This is a genomic window from Micromonospora desertarenae, assembly GCF_056150265.1.
The window spans coordinates 1-24,450 of sequence record NZ_JAXCFQ010000022.1; the positions used below are offsets into that span (position 1 = coordinate 1).

Consider the following 24,450-nt stretch of genomic DNA (forward strand, 5'->3'; position numbering starts at 1 on the left):
GACCGGGTCGCCGTTGGTGAACAGCGACGGGAACGCCGCCATCACCAGGAAGATCACGATGAACGTGGCCGAGATCCAGAACAGCGGCTTGCGACGCAGGTCCCGCCAGGCGTCGCCGAGCAGACCGCGCGGCTTGTCGGCGCGGGTGCCGCCCGGAAGCCCCGGGTTGACCGGCGCGACGATCTCGGACGGCTGCTCGGGGCGGGGTGCGGAGGCGATCGACGCCGTGCTCGGATCACTCATGACGGCTCCTCCGGTGCGGGGCGGCGTGGAGCAGATCCACCAGCAGGTCTACCAGGAACGTGACGACGCCACAACAGACGGTCCGCCAGAAGCCGGTCAGCCCTCCCGGTACGCGGGCAGCCCGAGCGCGGCCCGGACCGTGCCGGCCTCCTCGGCGCCGCTGTGCGCCGCCGCCGCCCGGATCTCCCGCAGCAGCGCCTCGGCGTCGGCCGCCTCGCTCGCGCGCCGCCAGTGCCGCAGCGCGATGTCGTTCTCGGCCAGCAGGGCGGCCATCGGCGCCCGGGCCGGCGCCGGCCAGGTCGTCTCCCGCAGCGCCGCCGCGTGGGCCTCGTTGGCCCGAAGCACCTCGGCGGCCAGCTCGCGCACCGTCCGCCAGGGCTTCCCCGCGTTGGCCGCCGTCTCCAGCTTCTCCAGCGCGGTGTTGTACGGCTCGACGATCGCCAGGTAGCGGCGCTTCGCCTGCTCCGGCGTCAGCGCGGGCGGCGTGGTCGGCCCGGCCGACGCGCCACCCTGCCAGGCCGGTTGCCGGGTCTGCGCCCCGGTCTGGTCGCCGCCGCAACCGGCGAGCAGCACGGTCAGGGCCAGGGCGGCCGTCCAGCGACGCACGTCATTCCCCTCCGTCGGGCTGCGGAACAGCCGGAGTCTAGGGGCCACCGGGCACCCGCGCCGCCCCGCCCACCGGCCCGCTCCCCCCGCCGCCGGCCCAACCGGGGCGGGATCTTGACCGGCCAAAATCGCAGGTCATAGGCTCCGGTCAATGTGAGCCATTTCCCGGGAAGGGAAGACGACCATGGCCCCGATGACGCGTCCGGTCTGGACGGTTCCTCCGAGACGGTTGGCGGGCGCGGCCGCGGTCGCGCTCGTGCTCGGCACGACGCCCCTGCTGGGCGCCGCGCCGGCCACCGCCACCCCGCGACCCGCCCCCTGCAGCACCGACCCGAACGCCCGGCTGGCCGCCGTGCCCAGCCCGGAGCAGTCCCTCGGCTTCCCCCTCGGTGTCGGCCAGGAGCGGGTGGTCGGCACCGACGAGATCCGCCGGTACCTCGGCGCCGTCGACGCCGCCTCCGACCGGGTCGTCACCGGCGTCCTGGGCACCAGCGTGCTCGGCCAGCCGCTGCCGTACGCGGTGGTGTCCACCGAGCGCAACGTCCGGCCGGCCACCCTGCGGAAGATCGCCGAGGACGTCCGCGACCTGCGGGATCCCCGGCGCACCTCGGCGCGGAAGGCGGCCGCGACCGCCGCCGGCGACCCGGCCATCGTCTGGGTCACCGGCAACGTGCACGGCGGCGAGAAGAGCGGCGCCGACGCCGCGCTCAAGACGCTGTACGAGCTGGCCTCGGGGCTCTCCTGCGAGGTCGCCCGGCGCAACGAGAACCTGGTCACCGTCATCGTGCCGACGCAGAACCCGGACGGCCGGGATGCCAGCCGGCGGCAGAACGAGTACGGCTTCGACCTGAACCGGGACTGGTTCGCCCGCACCCAGCAGGAGACCGACAGCAAGCTGGAACTGATGCGGCGGTACCCGCCGCAGGTGTTCATCGACGCGCACGAGATGGGCGGCCGGCAGTACTTCTTCCCGCCCAACGCCGACCCGATCCACCACGAGATCGCCGGTGAGGCGGTCGACTGGATCAACCGGATCGGCGAGGCCAACAAGGCCGGCTTCGGCTACAACGGCGCCTGCGGCGGCGCGGTCACCACCGAGTGCTACTTCAACTACTCCACCTACGACCTGTTCTTCATGGGCTACGGCGACACGGTCCCGGCCGCCGGCTTCGGGGCCGCCGGCATGACCTTCGAGAAGGGCAGCGCCTCGGCGGTGGCCGACCGGGTGCAGCAGCAGTTCCACACCCAGTGGTCCACGCTCGGCTGGGCGGCGGCGCACAAGCGCGAGCTGCTGGCCGGCTACTTCCGGATCTGGACCGACGCGCTGGCCCAGGGCCGGGCCGGCGCGCTGGAACCGAACGAGGTGGTGCAGCCGACCAACACCGTGCAGTTCCCGGTGCCGGACATCCGGATCCGCTCGTACTTCCTGCTGCCCGACCGGCAGCTCGCCGACGTGCGCCAGCTGGTCGAGCGGCTGCGGCGGATGGACGTCGAGGTGTACGAGGTGCAGCGGCCGACCCGGTTGCCGACCGCCCGGATCTTCGGCGGGCGCAGCGCCACCAACCTGACAGTGCCGAAGGGCGCGTACTGGATCCCGATGGACCAGCCGCAGAAGCACTGGATCCAGGCGATCATGGGCGAGGACCCGTACACCCCGTTCCCGTACTTCTATGACGTGTCGTCCTGGAGCAACCCGCTGCTGATGGGCGTGTCCGCCGTCTACACCGGGGACGACGTCCGGCCGTGGGCGCGGCCGGTCCGGGAGATCACCGGCGGGCGCACCGCCTGGGCCGGGCCGACCGGTTCGTACGCGTACCCGCTGGACTCCGCCGCGGCCGCGGAGTTCACCTTCGCGCTGCTGGGCCGGGGCGTACCGCTGGTGCGGGACCTGGACAGCGGGGTGGTCGGGCTGCCGGCGACCAGCCTGACCCGCGAGGTCGACCGGCTCGCCGGGTCGCTCGGGGTGACCCTGACCCCGCGGCGCGGGCCGGCCACGGGCAGCGCGCTCGACCTGCCCGACGTGGGGCTGTTCCAGGGCACCGGCATCTCCACCACCGCCGGCTCGCACGGGGAGGCCCGCTACGTGCTGGGCAAGCGGTGGGGGCTGGAACTCACCCCGGTGACCACCGCCGACATCAACGACAACACCGAGGCGTTCACCGGGCGCACCGTGCTGCTCGTGCCGGACGGCAACAGCCCGACCGGCGGTCTCACCGCCGCCGGGCAGGCCAACCTGCGGAACTGGATCGCGCAGGGCCACACCTACGTCGGGCTGCGCAACGAGGGCACCCGGCTGGCCCGGGCCGCCGGGCTCACCTCCACCACCGAGCAGCCGAAACCGACCGGCTACACGGTGATCGGCTCGCACCTGCGGGTGGACGTGGACCGCGACAGCCCGGTCGCGCTGGGCCGGCCGGCGGAGGACTTCGAGTTCAACAACAACGACCCGATCCTGACCCCGAGCACCACCGGCACGAACGTGCTCCGCTACCCGAGCGGCGACACCTTCTGGGCCAACGGCTACACCGTCGGCGCGGACACGCTGAAGGGCACGGTCGCGCTGGTCGACGAGCCGACCGGGGCCGGCCGGGCGGTGCTGTTCGCGTTCAACCCGCTCTTCCGGGCGTACAACGAGAACGGGCTGCACCTGGTGGCCAACGCGCTGCTGCTGCCCGGCGGCGCGGCGAGCCGCGCCGCGACGCCGCCCGCCGTCGCCCCGGCCCGCGCGGCCGCCGCGGCCGCACCGGTGCCGGCGGATCTCGGCGGCGGCTGGCGACCGATCACCATCGAGGTCGCCCCCGCCGACCTGGCCCGCACCCGGGCGGTCGTCGCCGGCTTCACCGGTGCCGGGCGGGCGTCCCTGGCGAACGGGTCGGCCTACCTGGTGATCCCGAACCCGGACGGTCTCCAGGCCGACGAGCACCCGTTCCTCGGTGATCTGGTACGGGCGCTGCGCGACGCCCGGGTGCCGCTGCGCTCGGTGGTGGCCTGAGGTGGCCTGAGGTGCCCTCTGGTCCGGCCGGCCCACGACGGCCGGCCGGACCGCCGGCACGCGGTCGGCCTGCCGCGGTCCGGGGTCGGGACGGCGTCAGGCGGGTCGGGCGGTCAGCAGGTAGTCGTCCGCCTCCGGGCTCCACCGCAGGTCGACCACGCCGCTGGTGGCCGCCGCCTTGCAGAACTGCAGGAAGCTGCGGTAGCCGAGCTTCTTCTCGCTGAAGTCGGGCCGGGCCCGGCGGAGCTGGTTCTTCAGGCCGGAGAGCGCCACCGCGCCGTCGGCGGCCAGGTCGAGCACGACGGAGTGGAGCAGCCCGAACGCGACCTCGCGGTCGCCGTGTTCGGGCAGCGAGACCTCGGGGTCGCCCTTGGCCGGGCCCTCGGCCAACTCGACCACGTTGTGCTGCGCCAGGTGGCGCAGGAGTTCGCCGAAGGTGCGGTAGCCGTAGTCGGACTCACTGAACGTGGGGTCCTTGCGCAACAGGGTGCGCTTCAACCGGGACGCGGTCACCTCGCCGCCGGAGCTGCCCTGCAGGCCGGCCACCGTCTGGGCGACCAGGACGGAGAGCGTGTCGACGTCGCGGGCCGGCTCCTCGGCCGCCGGCTGCGCCTCGGGTTCCGGCTCCACCGGCTCCATCCGCTCCACCGGTTCCGCCTGCTCCACCGCCGCCACCTGCTGCGGCTCCCGGCTGGGTCGGGCCGGACGCCCGCGCCGGGCCCGGGCGGACGGGATGTCGACGCCCTCCAGCCGGTCGTAGTAGAGGAACTCGTCGCACGCGGGCGGCAGCAGCGCCGAGGTGGACTTCTCGACCCCGACACCGATGACCTGCTTGTTGAGCTCGCGGAGCTTGTGCACCAGCGGGGTGAAGTCGCTGTCGCCGGTGCAGATCACGAACGTCGAGATGTAGTCGCGCTCGAAGGCCAGCTCCACCGCGTCGACCGCCATCTTGATGTCGGCGGCGTTCTTCCGGGTGGCGCCCATCCGCTGCGGTATCTCGATCAGCTCGACGTGGGACCGGGTGAGCATCCGCCGGTCCTCGTCGAAGTACGACCAGTCCGCGTACGCCCGCCGCACCACCACCCGTCCCCGTTCGGCGAGCGCGTCGGCGATCGGGCGGAAGTCGAAAGGCGTGCCGTGGTGGTCTCGCGCGCCCAGGGCGAGGTTCTCGTAGTCGAGAAACAGGGCGATCCGGTCTTCTTGATCCACGGCAGCCAGCCTACGCCCGGCGCCCGCGCGGGGCCGGCAACCACCCGGGCCGGCCCGAGTGTCCGCCGGCGGTGGCGACGCCCGAGCCGAGGCAACCAACTGGCAACAGTCTTGACAAATGCGACGAGCATCGACAAGCATCGCTAGAGAGCGCTCTCTCACCGTTCCGGCAAGGCTCAGCGGCGTGGGCCACGACCGGATCGCTGCGGATCCCCCGGGGGCGGACCGCCCGCCTCCTCCGACCACCCGTGCCCGACCGAGGGCACGGCGCACCGCCCCGATCCCCGACCCCCGTCCACAGGAGAACTCCATGTCCACCGCACTCCGCCGACCACGCGCGCTCGTTCTCGCCGCAGTCGCGATCCTCGGCCTCACCGCAGCCCTCGTCCTGCCCGGCCGCGCCGACACCGCCGAGGCCGCCATCGGCGCCATCACCTGGCAGGACGAGTTCAACGCGCCCGCCGGTACCCCCGTCGACCAGGGCAAGTGGCGCTTCGACATCGGCGGCCACGGCTGGGGCAACAACGAGCGGCAGTACTACACCAACAGCACCAGCAACGCCGTGCACGACGGCCAGGGCAACCTGGTCATCACCGCCCGGCGGGAGAACCCGGCCAACTACCAGTGCCACTACGGCCGGTGCGAGTACACCTCCGCCCGGCTGCTGACCGCCGCCACCTTCACCCAGGCGTACGGGCGGTTCGAGGCGCGGATCAAGATCCCGCGCGGGCAGGGCATCTGGCCGGCGTTCTGGATGCTCGGCAACGACATGGGCACCGTCGGCTGGCCGGCCGCCGGCGAGATCGACATCATGGAGAACATCGGCCGCGAGCCGAACACCGTCTACGGCACCATCCACGGCCCGGGCTACTCCGGTGGCGGCGGCATCACCGGCAGCCGCACCATCGGCCAGCCGCTGGCGGACGCCTTCCACACCTACCGGGTGGACTGGGAGCCGAACTCGATCATCTGGTACCTGGACGGCGTCGAGTACCACCGGGTCGACCCGAGCCGGCTCGGCGGCAACCGCTGGGTGTTCGACCACCCCTTCTTCATGATCCTGAACGTGGCGGTCGGCGGTAACTGGCCCGGCTACCCGGACGGCTCGACCCAGTTCCCGCAGCAGATGCTGGTGGACTACGTCCGGGTCTCCGGCTACACCTCCGGCGGCACCCCGCCGCCGTCCGGCACCACCCGGCTGCGGGGCGCGCACAGCGGCCGGTGCATCGACATCCCCGGCGCCAACCCCGTCGACGGGGCGAAGCTGCAGATCTGGGACTGCAACACCACCGCCGCGCAGGCGTGGACCTTCGCCAGCGACGGCACCGTCCGGGCGATGGGCAAGTGCATGGACCCGGCCTGGGCCGGCACGGCCAACGGCACCGAGGTCAACCTGGTCACCTGCAACGGCAACCCGGCGCAACGGTTCACTCTCAACGGCGCCGGCGACCTGGTCAACCTGAGCAGCAACCGGTGCGTCGACGTGCGCGACTGGGTCGCCACCAACGGCGGCAAGCTGCACCTGTGGGACTGCACCGGCGGCGCCAACCAGAAGTGGTCGCGCTACTGAGCCGTACGCCGGGAAGGGCCGGCACGCCGCGAGCGGCGACCCGGCACGCGAGGCCGACCGGGCCGCACGCCGACCGGCGTGCGGCCCTGTCCCGCGCCACCGCCACCCACAATGCGGCCATGCCGTGAGGCGACGCCCGCGCGGGGCGTAAGTTCGGTGCCATCGGAGCCGGGCGACCGGCGGTACGCGACGGGGGTGCCATGGCGGGGACGACGCCGCTGCGGGTGGGTCTGCTGGGCTACGGGATCGCCGGCCGGGTGTTCCACGCCCCGCTGATCGCCGCGACACCGGGGCTGCGGCTGGCGGCGGTGCTGACCCGCGACCCGCAGCGGCGCGAGCAGGTGCGCGACGAGCACCCCGACGCCCGGATCGTCGACGACGCCGACCAGCTGTGGCGCGCGCCGGACGAACTCGACCTGGTCGTGGTGGCGACGCCGAACCGGCTGCACGTGCCGTTGGCCCGGGCGGCGGTGGCCGCCGGTCTGCCGGTGGTGGTGGACAAGCCGCTCGCCGCCACCGCGGCGCGGGCGCGCGATCTGGTGGACGAGGCGGCCCGCCGGGGCGTGCCGCTGACGGTGTTCCAGAACCGGCGCTGGGACGGCGACTTCCTGACCGCCCGCCGGCTGGTCGAGGAGGGCGCGCTGGGGCGGGTGGTCCGCTTCGAGTCCCGCTTCGAACGCTGGCGGCCGGCGATCAAGCCGGGCTGGCGGGAGAGCGGGACCCCCGACGAGGCCGGCGGCACCCTGTACGACCTGGGCGCCCACCTCGTCGACCAGGCGGTGCAGCTGTTCGGGCCGGTCCGCGCCGTCTACGCCGAGGTGGACCGCCGGCGGCCGGGCGCCCGGGTCGACGACGACGCCTTCGTCGCGCTGACCCACACCAACGGCGTCCGCTCCCACCTCTGGATGACCACACTGGCCGCGCAGCTCGGACCGCGCCTGCGGATCCTCGGCGACCGCGCCGCGTACACCAGCCACGGGCTCGACGTGCAGGAGGCCGCGCTGCGCGCCGGGGGCCGCCCCGGCACGCCGGGCTGGGGCGAGGTCAGCCCCGAGCGGTACGGTCAGCTCGGCGTCGACGGCGACCTGCGCCCGGTGCCCACCGAGCCCGGCCGGTACCAGAGCTTCTACCAGCGGCTGGTCGCGGCGTTACGGGACGGCGCACCGCTGCCGGTCGACCCGTACGACGCGGTCGACACCGTCGCGTTGCTCGAGCTGGCCCACCGCTCCGCGGCCGAGGGCCGGGTGCTGACCGTGGCGCCGACGGGCCCGTCCATCCACGCCTGAGCAGGAGGGTTGCATGCCGGACAGCGAACGCGAGGCCGAGCTGCTCGACGCGGAGCGCCGGCTCCAGGCCGCGCAGCGCGCCGGGGACGTCGCCGCGCTCGACGAGTTGCTCGACGACCACCTGATCGCCATCGGCCCGGACGGCCAGCGGTACGGCAAGCGGGACGACCTGGCCGCCCACCGGAGCCGGACCTCGATCGTCGACGAGCTGGTCGAGGAGCACCTGGACCTGATCGTCAAGGGCACCACCGGGGTGACCATCTTCGTCGGGCGGGTGACGGGGTTGTTCGGCGGGGAGCCGTTCGCGGCCCGGCTGCGCTACACCCGCACCTGGGTGTACGACGACGACCGGGGCTGGCGGATCCTCGCGGCCCACATCAGCCCGGCCTGAGCCGCGCCGGGGCGAGCGGAGGTCCCCGCTGCCTGTGCTGCTCGCCTGCTCATCGCGCCGGCGCGCCGATGGCGGTCGGACGCGGCGGCGGGTCAGAGTCGGCGGGTCAGAGGCCGGCGCAGGGGTTGCCGTTCACCGTGCACGCCTCGGGCTCCTTGCGGAGCCCGGCGTCACGGACGTCGAACTCGACCGTCTGCGACCCGCCGGCCGGCACGGGTTGGCCGGTGAACGTGACGACCTGTCCGTCCTGCCGCCACTCCACCTTCTTGGCACTGGTGACCGTGCTGCCCTCGGGCAGCGTGAGCACCAGGGTCCAGCCCGTCGCCGCCGCGTCGCCCGGGTTGTCGAGCACCACCTCGGCGGTGTAGCCGAGCAGCCGGGTCGAGACCGACTCGTAGCGGGCGGCCAACGGGGGCCCGGACGGCGCGGCAGAGGCCGACGTACGGGTGGGCTTCGCCGTGGGGGTGCGGCTGGACCGGTCGGGGCCGGACGTGGCGCTGCGGCTGGGGCGGGCGGAGGGCGTCGGTCGGGGTGCTTGCGCGGTGGCGGTGGTGGCGGTCGGCAGCGCCAGCGGGTCGGGGGCGGCCGATCCGTCCGACCCGCCCGGCAGCACGGCCCAGGCCACCACCCCGGCGGCGACCAGCACGGCGCCGACCAGCGCCCCGACCAGCACCGGACGGAGGCGGCGGTCGACCGGCGCCGGTTCCTCCCCGAACACCTCGGTCACCGGCATCTCGGCCGTCATCGCGACGTCGGCGCGGCGCAGGTCGATCTGCTGGAAGGCGAGCCAGTCCAGGATGGCCGGCAACTGCACGGTGAGGGCCTGCTGGTAGTACTCCTCCCGGCGGGTGCGCTGGTCGTCCGGCCAGCTGCCGTGCTCCAGGGTCTCGGTGACCGACAGCCGGCAGCCCTCGGCGGTGGGAGCGACGGCGCAGGTCAGCCGGGTACGCCGGCTCGCCTCCTGGCAGCGCAGCGCGAGCAGTTCCGGCGCCCGACGGTCGACCACCTCGGCGTCCACGGCGGCGTCGAAACCGGGCAGCCCGGCGGTGTGCAGCAGCAGCCGCTGGTCCGCCCCGGCCACCGGCTCGGCCTCGGTGAACCACCGGGCGAGCGCCTCCCGGTCGGTCAGTGCGTGCCACACCCGGTCGGCCGGGTGGAACAGATTGACCTGCGCGCCGATCTCAGTCACGGCGAGACTCTACGACCCGAGTCGCCGCGTGGCCCTACCGGACGGGTTCGACCGTCGCGGGTGGCGGCCGACGACCACCGCGCAGTGGCCGGACGGGCACGGACCGTCGATGGGTCGGTCCTCGCGAGCTGGGCGGCGAGGTGGGTCGGGGCCGGGCGGAACGCCGAGGGTGGGGACGTCCCGCCCAGCCGTGGCCAGCCATCGCACCCGACTGTCCACTGTGTTGCGTCGCCGATCATGCCCGAGCGTTACATCGCTGTAAAGCCCCACCCTCCGCTGGTTCCCCGCTGACCCTCGCGTCACGGCCTTGCCGGCTTTCGGCGCCGTACCGGGTGCCGACCGGTCGAGGACTGTCGCGCATCGACGGTCCTTGACGCGCGTCATGCGGCTCTCTAGCGTCGGGTGCCATGACCCGGCCGAGGTTCCTGCCGCTGCTCACCGCCCTGATCGTCGCGGCCGCGGCGGCCGCGTTCCCGCCGTCGCCCGCCGCCGCCGGCCCATCCGGGACGTCCGCCGGACCAGGCGTGATGATCCTGGCCGGCGGCGCCCTCGCGGACGACAACGCCGCCGTGTACGGCGAGTTCGTCCGGCAGGCCGGCGGCGCCCGGGCGCGCATCGGCGTGCTGAGCGCGTCGTCGGCGACGCCGCACTGGAGCGCCAACCAGGTCGGCAAGGTGCTCAAGCGGCACGGCGCCGCGGAGGTGACCTGGATCCCGGTGAACGTGAAGCGGGACGGCAGCGGGGACGACCCGGAGCACGCCGCGCTGGCCGCCTCCATGACCGGCTTCTTCTTCGCCGGCGGCGACCAGTACCGCTACGTGCAGTCGATGATCCGCCCGGACGGCTCGGACGGGGCGGTCCTGGCGGCGGTCCGGCAGCGGTTCCTCGCCGGCGCGCCGGTGGCCGGCACCAGCGCCGGCATGCAGATCCTCGCCGGCCCCGACATGATCACCGGCGGGGTGAGCTACCCCGGCGTCCGCGACGGATCCCGGCCCGGCTACTTCGACACCGACGAGGTCCTCGGCTACTGGCCCGCCGGCGGCTTCGGGTTCTTCACCTCGGGCCTGGTCGACACGCACGTCGACGCGCGCGGCCGGACCGGACGCTCGATCCGGCTCGCCGCGGACACCGGCCACGACCGGGTGTACGGGGTCGGGGAGAACACCGCGCTGATCGTCACCGGCGCCGGGACCGCCGCGGAGACCGCCCGGGTGGTGGGCACCAACGGGGTGTCCGTGCTCGACCTGCGCGCGGCACAGGTGGGCCGGGTCGACGGGCACTGGGCGATCAGCGGCGTCCGGTGGAGCTACCTCACCGACGGCGACACCTACGATGCCGGGCGGTGGCAGGTCACCAAGGCGGCCACCACCGCGCCGCTGGTCCCGGCCGACCGGTCGGCGGCGGCGCCGACGGCTGACGTGTTCGGCCCGTACGCGCTGCTCGACGCGGCGCTCGACCTCGCCGGTGCCGGCCGGTCCGCCGCGACGACCGGCAGGACGGCCGAGGACGTGCCGCCCTTCGTGGTGGGCCTGACCAAGGACGCCGGGTTCGCCGCCCACACCCGGGGCGGGAGCGAGGCCGACTCGTTCACCGACCTGGCGCTGTCGATCCAGGTCGGCTAGGCGCGGCCGGCTCGCCCCGCTGGACCCTCACCCGGGGCGAGCCGCAGCGGTCAGCGGCCCGTCGGCGACACCACGGCGCGGGAGCGCCACAGCAGCCAGACGAAGTACGGCGTGCCGATCAGCGCGGTGACCAGACCCGCCGGGATCTGGGCGGGCGCGATGACCGTACGGCCCAGGGTGTCGGCGACGCTGACCAGCACCGCGCCGAGCAGCGCGGCGACCGGCAGCACCCGGCTGTGCCGGCCGCCGACCAGCGCCCGGGCGAGGTGCGGGGCGACCAGGCCGACGAAGCCGATCACGCCGACCGCCGAGACGGCGGTGGAGGTGAGCAGCGCCGCGGCGACCAGCGCGACCAGCCGGGTGCGTTCCAGCCGGACGCCGAGCACCCGTGGCGTGTCGTCGTCGAGGGCGAGCAGGTCCAACTCCCGCCGGGCCGCGACGACCGCCGGGGTGAGCAGCAGCAGCGCGATCGCCACCGGCAGCACCTGGGTCGCGGTCCGGCCGTAGGTGGAGCCGGAGAGCCAGGTCAGCGCCTTGCCGGTGTTCCACGGGTCGAACGCGACGATCATGAAGGTGATGAGCGCCATGCCGCCGTGCCAGGCGCCGAACCCGATCAGCACCAGCCGGTCGGAGCTCAGCCCGCCGCGCCAGGCCGCGCCGTAGACCAGCGCGAAGGCGAGGATCGCGCCGATCCCGGCGACGCCGGAGACCGCCCACACGCCGGCCAGCGGCACGAAGGTGAGCAGCGAGACCGCGCCGAGGCCGGCGCCGGCGGTGATGCCGAGGATGCCGGGCTCGGCGAGCGGGTTGCGGCAGACCGCCTGCACGGTGGTGCCGGCGACCGCGAGCGCCGCGCCGGCCAGCACCGCCGCGGCGACCCGTGGCCACCGCTGGTCCAGCACGAAGGTGTACGCCGGCCCGGTGCGCCCCTGCACCCAGTTGACGATGTCGCCGAGCAGCACCCAGGTGTCGCCGGCGAGCATGCCCACGACGACGGCGGTGACGGCGACCACGGCACAGCAGGCGACCACGGCGCGGTGGAAGGTCGCCGAGCGCACGGCCGCGTGGCCGCCGGGCGGGCGGCGGGTGGGGCCGGCGTCGCGGTGCCGGCGGGCCAGCCAGATGAGGATCGCGGCGCCGAACAGCGTGGTGACCACGCCGGTGGGGATGTCCACGCCGGCCTGCGCGCCCATCACGGCGCGCAGCAGCACGTCGGAGGCGAGCACGATGACCGTGCCGGCGATGCCGGAGAGCGGGAGCAGCACGCGGTGCCGGTGCACGCCGGGCACCAGCGGCCCGAGCAGCCGGACGATGACCGGCGCGCAGAGCCCGACGAAGCCGACCGGGCCGGTGAGGGTCACCGCGGCGGCGGAGAGCAGCACCGCCAGCACGGTGACGATCAGCCGGGTACGCCGTACGTCGAGGCCGAGCACGGTGGCGGTGTCGTCGCCGAGGCCCAGGATGTCCAGGCGGTGCCCGAGCAGGATCAGGGCGACCACGGCGACGCCGATGACCGGGGCGAGCTGGGTGAGCGCGTCCAGGTCGCTCTGCACCAGCGAGCCGTTGCCCCAGGCGAACAGGCCGATGGTGGCCTGCTCGAACAGGATCAGCATCAGCATCGTGGCCGAGTTCAGCGCCAGCGCGGTGGCGGAGCCGGCCAGGATGAGCCGGGTGGTGTTCGACTGGCCGCCGCCGGACATCGCCATCACCAGCGCGGCCGCGGCCAGCCCGCCGAACAGGGCGAGTCCGCCGGCCGGCAGCACGGGCAGCGAGATGCCGAACGCGGCGACCGTCACGATGGCCAGGTGCGCGCCGGCGTTGACGGCGAGGGTGTCCGGCGAGGCGAGCGGGTTGCGGGCGATGGACTGCAGGGCGGCGCCGGCGAAGCCGAGGGCGACGCCGATGGCGAGCCCGGCGAGCAGGCGCGGGACCCGGGAGGCGACCAGGACCCGGGCCGCCTCGTCCTCGCCGCCGGTGACCAGCCGCAGCAGGTCGAGGGCACCGACGGTGGAGGTGCCCTGGGTCAGGTGCACCGCCGCGACCACGAGCAGCAGCACGATCCCGGCGACGAACGCCCCGACCACGCGGGGCGCGGACAGCGGCCCGGCCGGAGCCGGCCGGGTGGCCGGCTCCGGGCGCGGGGGTGCGGCCAGCGTGGTCACACCGTGTAGGTCTTCACGAAGTGGTCGATGAACTGCTTGGCGGAGAGCGGCCCGCCGAAGGTCCAGATGCCGTCCGGCATCCGGTGCAGGTTGCCCTGCTTGACGAAGGGCAGCGACTTCCAGATGGCGTTGCTGGCGAGCCCGGTGGCGAAGACGTCGTCGCCGTCGGAGGCGTTGTAGAAGAAGTGCAGGTTCGGGTCCTTGAGCGCCGTCATGCCCTCGACGTCGGTCTGGCCCAGGCCCCACACCTCGTCGGTCTTGCCGGTCCAGGCGTTGGTCAGGCCGAGCTGGATGCCGAGCTGGGAGACGAACGCGCCCTGACCGAACATCCGGATGCTGATCGTGCTGCCCTCCTTCCAGCCGTCGGCGAAGGCGAACGGCCGGCCGGCGGCCCCGGCGTCGGCGATCTTCTTCTTGCCGTCGGCGATGGCGGCGTCGAAGTCGGCCAACAGCTTCCCGGCCTCGGTGGTCTTGCCGACCGCCTGGGCGATCATGTTCAGGTCCGACCGCATCCGGCCGAGGTTGTCCTTGGCGTCGCTGCCCTTGGTGACGATCACCGGGACGTACTTCTCCAGCTGGGTGATCAGGGCGCCGCCCCGGCCCTCCTCCATCACCACCAGGTCGGGCTGGAGGGCGACGATGGAGTCCACACTGGGCTCCGCCCGGGTGCCGACGTCCTTCACGTTCGCGTCGAGCTTGGCGGCGGTGACCCAGGTGGCGTAGCCCTTGGTGTCGGCGACGCCGACCGGCATGACGCCGAGGCTGACGAGCATCTCGACCTCGCCCCACTCCAGGCCGACGACCTTGGTCGCCGGGGCCTTGAGGGTGACCTGCTTGCCCCGGCTGTCGGTGACGGTCACCGGGCCGCTGGCGGAGGAGCTGGACGCCGCCGGAGTGCCGGCGTTCTCGGTGGTGCCGCAGGCGCTGAGCAGCAACGCGGCCGCGGCGGCGACCAGGGCGGTGACACGGGTACGGGTCATGGTGATCTTTCTCGGGTGCGAACGGATGACGGGTCAGGCCGGCAGCCGGGTCAGGTGCCGGCCCACCGGGCGGGTGGTGACGATGCCGCTGACCGGATCGGTGGTCACCTCGATCCGGATGCCGTACGTCTCGGTGAGGGCGTCCTCGGTGAGGACGTCGACGGGAGCGCCGGCGGCGCGTACCCGCCCGTTGTGCAGCAGCACCACCTCGTCGGCGACGGCGGCGGCCTGGTTGAGGTCGTGCAGGACGACACCCACGGCGACGTGGTGGTCGTCGGCGAGATCCCGCATCAGGTCGAGGATCTCCACCTGGTAGCGCAGGTCGAGGAAGGTGGTCGGCTCGTCGAGGAGCAGGACCGGGGTGTCCTGCGCCAGGCAGGTGGCGAGCCACACCCGCTGGAGTTCGCCGCCGGACAGCTCGTCGACCGGGCGGTCGGCCATCGCCGTGACCCCGGTGACCTCCATGGCGCGGCTGACCGCGGCCGGCCCGTCCGGGTCGTCGGCCCGCCAGCGCCCCCGGTACGGGTGCCGGCCGTAGCCGACCACGTCCCGGACGGTGACCCCGCTGGGCACCGGGCGGCTCTGGGCCAGCAGGGTGACCCGCCGGGCGAACTCCCGGGCCGGCAGCCCGGCGGCGGTGCTGCCGTCGCCGAGCAGCACCGCGCCGCTGCCGATCGGGTGCAGCCGGGCGAGCGCCCGCAGCAGGGTGGACTTTCCGCTGCCGTTCGGGCCGACCAGGGCGGTGACCGCTCCGGGCCGCAGCGCGATGGACGCGCCCCGTACCACGGTGGTGCCGTGGTACCCCAGGTGCAGGTCCACGCCACGCAGGCTCTCGTCACGGGGCAACGCTCGGTCGTCGGACACGCGCTTAGGTTAGCCTAACCTTCTTGCGTGTCAAGCAGCCCCCCGCCACCCGATGCGGCGCCGACGCGGCACCCACGGGCCCCCGCTCAGCGGGCACTCCAGTAGCCGAGCGCGTCCACCCGCTGCTTGGCGACGCCGAGCCCCTTACGGATGTGCTTGACGATGCCGCGGGTGCTGGCCGCCTCGCAGGCCACCCAGTAGTAGGCGCCGTCCGGGTCGGACGGGATGGCGGCGGTGACCGTCTCCACCAGGTGCCGCCCGCCGTCGCGGCGCGGCACCCAGACCACCTCGTGGTGCGCCCGGGCGCGCGGGGTCAGCGCCTTCTCGCCCTCGTGGGCGTACTCCAGCCAGACGGTCGCCGGGATGTCGGCCGCGGAGTCGAGCAGGCTGTTGACCGCCGGCAGCGAGGCCGCGTCACCGGCCAGGAAGAGGTGGGTCGGGGTGGGGTCGGGCAGGGTGAAGCCGCTGCCCTGGACGGTGGCGTCGATGGTGTCGCCGGGCCGGGCCGCGGTGGCCCAGCGGGCCGCGCAGCCGTCGTGCAGCGCGAACTCCAGGTGGAACCGTCCGGTCGCCGGATCCGGGTCGACCAGCGTGTACGCCCGCTGGTGCGGGCGGCCGTCGTTGTCGAACCACAGCCGGATCCACATTGTCGGGTGCACCCCGCACGCCTCGAGCAGCCCGCCCCCGTCGACCAGGAGACGGTGGTAGTGCTCGTTCACCGGTTCCGATTCGAGCACGGTCAGCCGGAAGTCCTTGCCGCCCATGGCCTTGAGCACGAGGGCTTCCCAGTTCTTCTTCACACGCCCCTCCACCTACCAGAGTTAGGGAAGGGTAACCTAAGCGAGCGGTTTCGGGGAGTGGGGACCGGCCGGGTCGCCGCGAGGACGCAGGGGCCGGTTATTGAGGTGCGACCGCCGGCGGCGCGGCTCTAGGGTGCCGCGGTGACCATCGACATCCTGAGCCTGGCGGACCGCCCGGACCTGACCCCGCTGCTCGACGAGGACTTCGACGGGGCATGGCCGCCGTTCATGAAGTGGGACCCGATGGGGGCTGTCTACTACGGCGTCGCCCACGACCTGTACCCCGAGTTCGTGTTCGCCGCCGTCGACCGGGACGAGCCGGGCCGCGCCGTGGCCAAGGCGTACGCCGTGCCGCTGCGCTGGACGGAGCCCGAGCTTCCGGACGGCGGCTGGGACCGGATGATCCAGCGCGCCACCATCAACCGGCTCACCGGCGCCACCCCCAACCTCGTGTCGGCCCTGGAGATCTGCATCCGGCCCGACCGGCGCGGCACCGGCCTGTCCGCGCGGATGCTCGCCGCCATGCGGGAGGCGGTCGCGAAGCGGGGCTACGACACGCTGGTCGCGCCGGTCCGGCCGAACGGCAAGCACACCCGGCCCGACGTGCCGATGACCGAGTACGCGGCCGAGGTCCGCGCGGACGGCCTGCCGGTCGACCCGTGGCTGCGGGTGCACGTACGGGCGGGCGGCCACGTCGAGCGGGTGGCGCCCCGGTCGATGGTGATCAGCGGGACGCTGGACGACTGGCGCGGCTGGACCGGCCTGCCGTTCGACGCCGACGGGCCGGTGCACGTGCCGGGCGCGCTGGTGCCGGTGCACTGCGACCTGGCGCACGACCACGCCGTCTACGTCGAGCCGAACGTCTGGGTCCGCCACCGGCTGTGACCCGGGAACGCACCGGCCGGCGGCCGACACCGACCGTGGCGTCCGGCCGGTGCGCTCCCCCGCGCTGGACCCGGCGCGCTCCCCCGCGCCGGGTCCGGCGCGGCCCCTCGAACCCGGTGCGCTGCCCCGCGCCGGGTCCGGTGCGGGGCCGGATCAGCGAGCGCGCAGCGGTGCGAGCGCGCCGCTCCAGGCCACCACCTGGTCGAGGGTGGTGTTCAGCGCGCCCCGCTGGAACTCGTTGGGCGTGAACACGCTGAAGTTCTCGAAGTCGGTGAAGAGCGACAGCGCGACCTGGGCGCGTACGTCGGCCATCTGCAACTCGCCGGCGATCAGCCGCAGGTGCTCCACCGCCCGGGTGCCGCCGGCGGAGCCGTAGCTGACGAACCCGACCGCCTTGTTGTTCCACTCCGCGTAGAGGAAGTCGATGGCGTTCTTCAGCGCGCCGGAGGTGGAGTGGTTGTACTCGGGCGTGACCATCACGAAGCCGTCGAACGAGGCGATGGTGCTGGCCCAGCGCTGGGTGTGCGGCTGGGTGTACTGGCCGAGCGAGGGCGGGATGCTCTCGTCGAGGTGGGGCAGCTGGTAGTCGAGCAGGTCGACGAGCTCGAACTCGGCGTCGGTGCGCTGCTTGGCGACGTCGAGGACCCAGCGGGCGACCGCCTCGCCGTTGCGGCCGGGACGGGTGCTGCCGAGGATGATGCCGATCCTGGTCATCGTGGTGCCTTTCTGACGTGGGGGTCGAGCCCTGCCGGGCCCACGGTACAGAACTTGCTTGTTCAAGCAATATCTTCCGGACATGGCCCCGGTCACAGGCTGGTTGTTCGGTCAAGCAACTATGCTGGGCGGCATGGCCGACGAGCGTCCGCAGCCGCTGAACCCGGAGGAGGAGGCGCTGGTCCGCGCCCTGCGCCGGGTGATGTACGTCCTCCCCCGCACCATCGACGCCGACATGGTCGGTGACGGGCAGCTTCCGCTCACCGAGTACACCGCCCTGATGCACCTCTCCGAGGCGCCGGACCGGCAGCTGCGGATGAGCGAGCTGGCGGCGGCGTGCGAGCTCTCGCTGAGCGGGATGACCCGGACCATCAACCGCCTGGAGGGCCAGGGCCTGGTCGAGCGGGTCAAGTGCGCCGACGACGCCCGGGGCTGGAACGCCGTCCTCACCGACGCCGGCCTGGCGCGGCTGGAGCGCGCCTGGCCGAGTCACCTGGCCGCGGTCCGGCGGCGCTTCCTCGACCACTTCCGGGGCTTCGACCTCGCTCGACTGGCCCACGCGTTCGAGCGGGTCGGCACGGCGGACTGACCCCGCCCCCGACGGTCGAACCAGTCGGGAATCGGCCACCGCGGCACCGCGGAGACCCGGCCGGGCCACCATAGAATCGACGGTGATTCATGCCCCGAAATCCGGGGCGTCCCGGGTGGCTGTCGCGGAGGGTGGTGCCGGGCATGGGGCCGGACGAGCGGAAACGGCTGTTCGACCGGGCACGCGAGTACTCCACCCAGCAACACAGGTGGACGGAGGCGGACCGCCTCTGGGTCAAGGTGATCGACGCCTACCGGGAAGCGATCCGCCGCCCCGGCCCGGTCGACTCGGAGGACCGGCGACAACTGGCCCGGGCGCTGTGGCGGCGGGCGATGCTGCTGTCGGCGCTGGGCCGGCCCGGGTCCGGGATGGTGCCGGGCCGGGAGGCGGTGGCGATCTTCGAGCAGCTCAACGACGCGGCGCGGGGCACCGGGCAGGACCATGCCACGCCCCGCCGGGACGAGGCGCTGGCCGAGTTGGTCACGGCCGTGGTCGACGTCGCGGAGATCGCCTTCGCGGCCGGGCAGCCCGCCGCCCGCGTCCAGTTGCTGGAGCGGGCGATCGCCGCGGGCCTGCTCACGGTCGGCTCCCCGACCGCCGCCGGCCCGCGTACCCGGGAGGCGCTGGGCACGGCGTACCACAACCAGGCGACCGCGCTGCTGCACCGTGCCCTGGGCGGGTCCACCCCCGACCTGCGGGAGGCGGCACTGGCCGCCTCCCGCGCCTGCGAGCTGCGCCAGGGCCTGCTCGACCCGGCCCGCCCGATCAGCCTGTGGGAGCTGGCCAACACCTACGGCCTGTACGCGCAGTGCCTGGTGCTCACCGGCGACGTCGACCGGGCCGGCACCGTGCTGAAGCTGGGCAACCGGTTGGCCGGCACGCTCGGGCCGGCCGGCGCCGAACCCGCGCTGAAGCTGCGCGTCGCCGCCGAGATGCTGTCCCAGCATCGGGGCGGGGTGCCCCGGCCGCGCCGCTGGGGCTGGCGCCGCTGACCGGGACCCACGCCCGGCCGCACCGTCCACCTCGGACCCGACGGCCGTGCCGGACGCCGGCCGGGCCGCCGCGGTGCCGGCCGGCTATCCGGCGCCGGACAGCGCGGCGGCGCGGCGTACGTCGTCGAGCAGGACCTCCATGTCGGACCGGGTGGTGCGGTAGTTGAGCACGCATCCGCGCAGCGCGAAACGGCCGTTGATGGTCGCGTTCGACAGGTACGAACTGCCGGCCTGTTGCAGCGACACCATGATGCGCTCGTTGAGGCGATCGAGCCTCTCCTCGTCGACCTCGGATCGTGACCCCGTCCGCGCCGCCGGAGGCAGGTAGCGGAAGCAGAAGATGGAGAGCCCGACCGGGGCCAGCAGCTCGAAGTCGTCGCTCGCCGCGATGAGTTCCCCGACGTGGCGGGCGCAGTCGAGATTGGCCTCGATCGCCTCCCCGATCGCCCGGGAACCGGCGTGTCCCAGCAGCATCCACACCTTGAGGGCCCGGAAGCGCCGGGAGAGCTCCGGGCCGTAGTCCCAGAACGCGAACGCCTCGGCGGGCTCGGTCTGCACGATCCGGGTGTAGTCGGCGTCCAGGCTGAAGGCCGCGCGCGCCGCCTCCGGATCGCGGTAGATCAGACAGCCGCAGTCGGCGGGCAGGTAGAGCCACTTGTGCGGGTCGAGGGCGATCGAGTCGGCCTCCGCCAGGCCGTCGAAGAGTGGGCGGGCCGAGGGGGCCAGTCGGGCGAAGCCGCCGTAGCACGCGTCGACGTGCATCCACAGCCCGTACCGGCGGGCGATCGCCGCGATCTCCGGCAGCGGGTCGACCGCCCCGGTGACGACAGTGCCCGCGGTCGCCACCACGCAGAACGGTTCCGCGCCCGCGGCCCGGTCCGCCTCGATGGCGCGCACGAGGTCGTCGACGTCCATCCGGAACCGGGCGTCTACCGCGACCTCCCGGACGTTCGCGCGGCCGATGCCGAGCAGCGCGGCGGCCTTGTGGACCGAGTGGTGGGTCTGCGTGGAGACGTAGACGCGCAGCGGTGCGGGGTGGGCGCTCGCGCCACGGGTGGCGACCTCGTCGCCGCAGTGGCGGTGCCGGGCGGCGGCCAGCGCGCTGAGGTTGGCCATCGAGCCGCCGCTGGTGAAGAGGCCGCCGGCACCCTGGTGGCACCCCAGCGCTTCCTTGATCCAGTCGATCGTGACGTGCTCCAGCTCGGTGGGCGCGGGCGCCGATCGCCAGGCGGGCAGGTTCGCGTTCAACGTCGACGCGAGGAGGTCCGCCACCGACGCGACAGCAGTGCCCGGCGCCGAGACGTACCCGAAGAAGCGCGGATGCCCGTTGTGCCGGCTGCCCGGCACGACCACCTCGCGGAAGACCTCGAGCAGGTCGGCGAAGTCGCGGCCCTCGACGGGCAGCGGCTCGGCGAGCTGCTCCCGCACTGCGGCGGCGGTGGTGCGCGGAGCGATGGGCAGGTCGCGGAGCGAGGCGTGGTAGGCGGCCATCCACTCCACGGCCCGGCCGGCCAGCTCCCTGATCGTTTCGGGCGAGGGGTCCAACGCGGAGACGTCGCCGCGCCGGTCGGGAGAGGTCGAACTCATGGCCGGAAGAGTAGGTCAGCCGGGTGACATTGCTCCGCGCACGCCACTGCCTCGACCGGCGGGCGGGTACGTATCCTCGGCGACCATGACGGCCGAACCCGTGGAACCCGGACGCGACGCGCATGCCGTGCTGCGCGACCGCGTCCGCCGGTTCGCCGCGGAACGCGACTGGCAACCGTTCCACACGCCGAAGAACCTGGCCATGGCGCTCGCCGGCGAGGTCGGTGAACTGCTGGCGGAGTTCCAGTGGCTCACCCCCGAACAGTCCGCCGAGGTGCTCGCCGATCCGGAGGCCGGCGCCCGGGTCCGGGCGGAGCTCGGCGACGTGATGATCTACCTGACCCGCCTCGCCGACGTGCTCGGCGTCGACCTGGTCGAAGCCGCCCTGACCAAACTGGACGAGGCCGCTGTCCGCTACCCGGTCGAGCAGGCGAAGGGTTCCGCCGCGAAACGGTGACGCCGCGGTGCGGCGGTAGCGGTGCGCGCGTCGGAGCCGTCTGGTTCGCCGAGGGCGAGGCGACGGTCCGGCACGCGGCCGGGGGGCGGCCGGTGGACGGTGTCGCGCGCACCCGAGCCCGGCCCGCCGGACCGTAGCCTGCGGCGTCAGTCCGGGTGCGGGGCCGTGACGAGCCGCGCGAACAGGTCGGCGGCGGCGTCCAGGGTTTCCCGGTCACCGGTGACGAGCAGGTCCAGCAGCAGGCCCCGGGTGGCCGCCAGGGCGAGCCGGGCCCGCTGGCGGGCCTGCGCGGCGTCGAAGCCGAGCCGCACGAACAGGTCCTCGACGGGACCGGCCCACGCGGCGATGACCGTGGCCCGGAACGACTCGGTCCAGGCACGCCCGAACAGCGCCTGGGCGTAGATCTCGAAGAACAGCCGCTCCGCCGGGGCCAACGCCGGGTCGGCCAGGCGCCGCCAGTACCGCCGGCTCACCTCGACCGGGTCGTCCAGCCCGTCGGCGAGCGCGGTCAGCGCGGCCCGCTGCTCTGCCTCGGTGCGCCGGACGACCTCCGCGAGCAGGCCCTCCCGGCTGCCGAAGTGGTAGATGAGCATGCGGTGGCTGGTCCCCGTACCGGCGGCGATCTCGCGCAGGCTGAGCTGGCTGAACCCGCCCTCGGTCAGGAAGTCGACGCAGCGGTCGAGCAGCGCCGCGCGGGCGTCACCGGCCACCGGTGGCCGCCGGCCCGCCGCCGGCCGCCGCCGGGTCCTCGGCGGCCGCCGCCAGCCCGACCGCCTCCATCCGCACGTAGCGCCGGGTCTTCGCCGCGATCAGCAGCGCGACCAGCCCGGCGAGGGCACCGGTCTGCCGGATGCCGATGGTGATCCGGGCGGTGCCGTCCGGTTGGCGGTCGACCCGGTGGTACCCGACGGTGCGCACGCCGGGGGCCGTGGCCTCCCAGGCGAACGAGGCGCCCTCCCGGACCTCGGCGACCCGCCACACGGTAGTCAGCAGGCCCGGTTGCCGGATCCGGAACCGGCTGCCCACCGCGAGCGCCGGACCGTCGAGCGGCTCCACCGAGGACATCGAGGCCGTCCATCGTGGATACGCCGTCACGTCGCGCACCGCCGCCCAGGCCCGGTCGGGGCCGGCGGAGGTGGTGATCGTCTCCTCGTAGTTCATGTACCAGATGGTACATAGACGCCGGCGGTCACTCGAAGCGGGACGGGTCTCCGGCGCCCCGGCGCAGGATCTCCGGCTCCGGCTGCGACAGGTCGACCACTGTCGTCGGCTCCTTGCCGCAGTCGCCGGCGTCGAGCACGGCGTCGACCAGGTGGTCGAGCCGCTCCTTGATCTCCCAGCCCTGGGTCAGCGGCTCGGTCTCCCCCGGCAGGACGAGGGTGCTCGACAGCAGCGGCTCACCGAGCTCGGCCAGCAGCGCCTGGGCCACCGTGTGGTCGGGTACCCGCACGCCGACGGTGCGCTTGCGGGGGTGCAGCAACCGGCGCGGCACCTCGCGGGTCGCCGGCAGGATGAACGTGTAACTGCCCGGCGTGCACGCCTTCACCAGCCGGAATACCGCGTTGCTCACCTTGACGAACTGGCCGAGCTGGGCGAAGTCGCGGCACACCAGCGTGAAGTGGTGCCGGTCGTCCAGCTGCCGGATCTCCCGGATCCGGTCCAGCCCGTCCCGGTTGCCCAGCTGGCTGCCCAGCGCGTAGCAGGAGTCCGTGGGGTAGGCGACCAGCCCACCGCCGCGGATCAGGTCGACGACCTGGCGCAGCGCCCGGGGCTGGGGGTTGTCCGGGTGCACGTCGTAGTACCTCGCCATCCACCGAGACTAGGCGCTTCCCGGCGGCCGTGCCCTCCCCCGGCCGGCCGGTGACCACCGCGGCCGGCACCGGACCCGGTCAGTACCTGCCACCACCGACCCGCGCGGCCACCCGGTCGTGCAGCGCGGCGAGCGCCGGGCTGACCGAGGCGGTGAGCGGCACCGGGTCGGCCAGTCGCCGCGCCGCCTCCGGCAGCCAGGCCAGGTCGGCGTCGAAGCGGGCGCGGGCGGCGCGGACCTCGCCGGCCGGGTCGGCCGGATCGAGGCGCCGGCCGCCGCGCATCACCGGTACCAGCAGCGGCTCGCGGCCGCCCGGCGGCGGTTCGTCGCGCAGCCCGACCACGTCGCCGCTGGCCCCGGTGGGGTCGCGGAAGACCTGCTTGGGCCCGGGCAGGGTGGCCTTGCCCGGGGAGAGCTTGAGCACCGGCCGGTCGCCGACGGCCACCAGCTTGTACGCGCTGTCCAGCGACGGTGCGTCGTAGGAGACGCCCATCCGGGTGCCGACGCCGTACCCGTCGATCGGCGCACCGGCCGCGACGAGCGCCGCGATGACGTCCTCGTCGAGGCTGCCGCTGGCCACGATCCGCGCCCGGCTCAGCCCGGCGTCGTCCAGGATCGCCCGGGTCTGCTTGGCCAGGGCGGCCAGGTCGCCGGAGTCGAGCCGGACGCCGAGCGGCCCGGTCAGGCCGAGTTCGGCGACGACCTCGACGGCGGCCCGGACGCCGGCCGGCGTGTCGTAGGTGTCGACCAGGAAGATCGGGTTCGTCGGGAAGTCGGTGGCGAACGCCCGGAACGCGGCGCGCTCGTCCAGGAACGCCTCGACGTACGAGTGGGCCATCGTGCCCGAGGGCTTGAGCCCGTAGCGCTTGGCGGCCTCGACGTGGCTGGTCGCGGCGAACCCGGCGATGGCCGAGGCCCGGGCCACCGCCGCCCCGGCCTCGATGCCGTGGGTACGGCGGAAGGCGAAGTCGATCAGCTGGGCCTCACCGGCGGCGAGCCGGCAGCGGGCGGCCTTGCTGGCGATCGTGGTCTGGAACGTGATCAGGTTCAGCACGCCGGTCTCCACGAGCTGCGCCTCGGCGAGCGGTGCGGTGATCTCCAGCAGCGGCTCGTCGGCGAAGACCACCCGCCCCTCCGGCACGGCCCGGACGTCGCCGGTGAACCGGATCCCGGCCAGCGCGCTCAGCGTCGGCTCGTCGAAGCCGCCGACCTCGCGCAGGTAGCCGAGGTCGGCGTCGTCGAACGCGAAGTTCTCCAGGAACGCCAGCGCGTCGGCCAGCCCGGCGGCCACCAGGAAGCCGCGCCGCGTAGGCAGGCGGCGGGCGAACAGGCTGAACGTGGCGGGTTCGACCATGCCGCGGCGCAGGTAGCTGGCCGCCATCCGCAGCTCGTACAGGTCGGTCCGCAATCCGGTCATGCCGCCTCCTCGACCACGCCACCACTGTGGCCGAGCGGGTGAGGTCGCGTACCGCGAACCGGAGAACCGGCGGCCGGGTGCGGGG

The 24,450-nt window shown here is 74.0% G+C and carries 22 protein-coding genes and 1 pseudogene; 9 read left to right on the plus strand and 14 right to left on the minus strand.

Going from position 1 to position 24,450, the window contains the following annotated elements:
* Window positions 1-243, minus strand: a pseudogene (locus SM577_RS30405) (ABC transporter permease); the annotation flags it as partial.
* Window positions 244-339: 96 nt separating this feature from the next.
* Window positions 340-849, minus strand: coding sequence for a hypothetical protein (locus SM577_RS30410; protein WP_474588587.1), 510 nt, complete (start codon window positions 847-849; stop codon window positions 340-342).
* Window positions 850-1,042: 193 nt separating this feature from the next.
* Here SM577_RS30410 and SM577_RS30415 point away from each other — a divergent pair, with 193 nt between their 5' ends.
* Window positions 1,043-3,841, plus strand: a complete 2,799-nt coding sequence (locus SM577_RS30415; protein ID WP_474588588.1) for a M14 family zinc carboxypeptidase — start codon at window positions 1,043-1,045, stop codon at window positions 3,839-3,841.
* Window positions 3,842-3,937: 96 nt separating this feature from the next.
* Here the strand turns inward: SM577_RS30415 and SM577_RS30420 are convergent, their stop codons facing one another.
* Window positions 3,938-5,050, minus strand: a complete 1,113-nt coding sequence (locus SM577_RS30420) for an NYN domain-containing protein (protein ID WP_302922005.1) — start codon at window positions 5,048-5,050, stop codon at window positions 3,938-3,940.
* A gap of 310 nt (window positions 5,051-5,360) precedes the next feature.
* On the opposite strand from SM577_RS30420, the gene SM577_RS30425 reads away from it, so the two are divergent.
* From SM577_RS30425 to SM577_RS30435, 3 genes are all read left to right on the plus strand, one after another.
* On the plus strand, window positions 5,361-6,620 hold the full coding sequence (locus SM577_RS30425; RefSeq protein ID WP_474579990.1) for a family 16 glycosylhydrolase: 1,260 nt from the start codon (window positions 5,361-5,363) through the stop codon (window positions 6,618-6,620).
* A gap of 200 nt (window positions 6,621-6,820) precedes the next feature.
* Window positions 6,821-7,906 (plus strand): Gfo/Idh/MocA family oxidoreductase, encoded by a 1,086-nt coding sequence (locus tag SM577_RS30430; protein WP_474579991.1) that lies wholly within the window; start codon window positions 6,821-6,823, stop codon window positions 7,904-7,906.
* A gap of 13 nt (window positions 7,907-7,919) precedes the next feature.
* Window positions 7,920-8,297 carry a nuclear transport factor 2 family protein gene (locus SM577_RS30435; protein WP_474588589.1) on the plus strand — a complete coding sequence of 126 codons (378 nt, stop codon included), beginning with the start codon at window positions 7,920-7,922 and terminating at the stop codon, window positions 8,295-8,297.
* Window positions 8,298-8,403: 106 nt separating this feature from the next.
* Here the strand turns inward: SM577_RS30435 and SM577_RS30440 are convergent, their stop codons facing one another.
* Window positions 8,404-9,486: a cellulose binding domain-containing protein gene (locus tag SM577_RS30440; protein ID WP_474588590.1), complete on the minus strand. Its 1,083-nt coding sequence runs from the start codon at window positions 9,484-9,486 to the stop codon at window positions 8,404-8,406.
* A gap of 407 nt (window positions 9,487-9,893) precedes the next feature.
* Between SM577_RS30440 and SM577_RS30445 the strand changes: the two genes are divergently transcribed.
* Window positions 9,894-11,108 carry a cyanophycinase gene (locus tag SM577_RS30445; RefSeq protein WP_474588591.1) on the plus strand — a complete coding sequence of 405 codons (1,215 nt, stop codon included), beginning with the start codon at window positions 9,894-9,896 and terminating at the stop codon, window positions 11,106-11,108.
* 50 nt (window positions 11,109-11,158) lie between these two features.
* Here SM577_RS30445 and SM577_RS30450 read toward each other — a convergent pair whose 3' ends face one another.
* The 4 genes from SM577_RS30450 to SM577_RS30465 all read right to left on the minus strand — a co-directional run bounded on the left by SM577_RS30450 (window position 11,159) and on the right by SM577_RS30465 (window position 15,914).
* Complete coding sequence (locus SM577_RS30450; RefSeq protein ID WP_474588616.1) at window positions 11,159-13,261, minus strand: iron ABC transporter permease; 2,103 nt, start codon at window positions 13,259-13,261, stop codon at window positions 11,159-11,161.
* A 5-nt stretch (window positions 13,262-13,266) separates the two neighbouring features.
* Window positions 13,267-14,250 carry an ABC transporter substrate-binding protein gene (locus SM577_RS30455; RefSeq protein WP_302922012.1) on the minus strand — a complete coding sequence of 328 codons (984 nt, stop codon included), beginning with the start codon at window positions 14,248-14,250 and terminating at the stop codon, window positions 13,267-13,269.
* 33 nt (window positions 14,251-14,283) lie between these two features.
* Window positions 14,284-15,114: an ABC transporter ATP-binding protein gene (locus tag SM577_RS30460; RefSeq protein WP_302922013.1), complete on the minus strand. Its 831-nt coding sequence runs from the start codon at window positions 15,112-15,114 to the stop codon at window positions 14,284-14,286.
* 86 nt (window positions 15,115-15,200) lie between these two features.
* Window positions 15,201-15,914 carry a siderophore-interacting protein gene (locus tag SM577_RS30465; protein WP_302922088.1) on the minus strand — a complete coding sequence of 238 codons (714 nt, stop codon included), beginning with the start codon at window positions 15,912-15,914 and terminating at the stop codon, window positions 15,201-15,203.
* A 141-nt stretch (window positions 15,915-16,055) separates the two neighbouring features.
* Here SM577_RS30465 and SM577_RS30470 point away from each other — a divergent pair, with 141 nt between their 5' ends.
* A complete protein-coding gene (locus SM577_RS30470) occupies window positions 16,056-16,799 on the plus strand; it encodes an N-acetyltransferase (protein ID WP_474588592.1) in 744 nt (247 codons plus the stop codon).
* Between the two features lie 153 nt (window positions 16,800-16,952).
* On the opposite strand, the gene SM577_RS30475 is transcribed toward SM577_RS30470, so the two are convergent.
* Window positions 16,953-17,513 (minus strand): NADPH-dependent FMN reductase, encoded by a 561-nt coding sequence (locus SM577_RS30475; RefSeq protein WP_302922015.1) that lies wholly within the window; start codon window positions 17,511-17,513, stop codon window positions 16,953-16,955.
* A gap of 133 nt (window positions 17,514-17,646) precedes the next feature.
* Between SM577_RS30475 and SM577_RS30480 the strand changes: the two genes are divergently transcribed.
* Together SM577_RS30480 and SM577_RS30485 are read left to right on the plus strand one after the other, a co-directional pair.
* Window positions 17,647-18,102 carry a MarR family winged helix-turn-helix transcriptional regulator gene (locus SM577_RS30480; protein WP_302922016.1) on the plus strand — a complete coding sequence of 152 codons (456 nt, stop codon included), beginning with the start codon at window positions 17,647-17,649 and terminating at the stop codon, window positions 18,100-18,102.
* Window positions 18,103-18,245: 143 nt separating this feature from the next.
* Entirely contained in the window at window positions 18,246-19,094 is an 849-nt protein-coding gene (locus SM577_RS30485) for a hypothetical protein (RefSeq protein ID WP_302922017.1), read from the plus strand.
* Between the two features lie 84 nt (window positions 19,095-19,178).
* On the opposite strand, the gene SM577_RS30490 is transcribed toward SM577_RS30485, so the two are convergent.
* Window positions 19,179-20,681 (minus strand): pyridoxal phosphate-dependent decarboxylase family protein, encoded by a 1,503-nt coding sequence (locus tag SM577_RS30490; RefSeq protein WP_474579999.1) that lies wholly within the window; start codon window positions 20,679-20,681, stop codon window positions 19,179-19,181.
* 85 nt (window positions 20,682-20,766) lie between these two features.
* On the opposite strand from SM577_RS30490, the gene SM577_RS30495 reads away from it, so the two are divergent.
* A complete protein-coding gene (locus SM577_RS30495) occupies window positions 20,767-21,138 on the plus strand; it encodes a nucleotide pyrophosphohydrolase (RefSeq protein WP_474588593.1) in 372 nt (123 codons plus the stop codon).
* 146 nt (window positions 21,139-21,284) lie between these two features.
* Here SM577_RS30495 and SM577_RS30500 read toward each other — a convergent pair whose 3' ends face one another.
* The 4 genes from SM577_RS30500 to SM577_RS30515 form a co-directional block, all read right to left on the minus strand.
* Window positions 21,285-21,848, minus strand: a complete 564-nt coding sequence (locus SM577_RS30500) for a TetR/AcrR family transcriptional regulator (RefSeq protein WP_302922020.1) — start codon at window positions 21,846-21,848, stop codon at window positions 21,285-21,287.
* Window positions 21,838-22,299: an SRPBCC family protein gene (locus SM577_RS30505; RefSeq protein ID WP_474588594.1), complete on the minus strand. Its 462-nt coding sequence runs from the start codon at window positions 22,297-22,299 to the stop codon at window positions 21,838-21,840. The genes SM577_RS30500 and SM577_RS30505 overlap by 11 nt, the downstream gene beginning before the upstream one ends.
* 28 nt (window positions 22,300-22,327) lie before the next feature.
* Window positions 22,328-22,948 carry an L-threonylcarbamoyladenylate synthase gene (locus SM577_RS30510; protein WP_302922022.1) on the minus strand — a complete coding sequence of 207 codons (621 nt, stop codon included), beginning with the start codon at window positions 22,946-22,948 and terminating at the stop codon, window positions 22,328-22,330.
* Between the two features lie 79 nt (window positions 22,949-23,027).
* Window positions 23,028-24,365: a nicotinate phosphoribosyltransferase gene (locus SM577_RS30515; RefSeq protein ID WP_302922023.1), complete on the minus strand. Its 1,338-nt coding sequence runs from the start codon at window positions 24,363-24,365 to the stop codon at window positions 23,028-23,030.
* Window positions 24,366-24,450 lie beyond the last annotated feature (85 nt).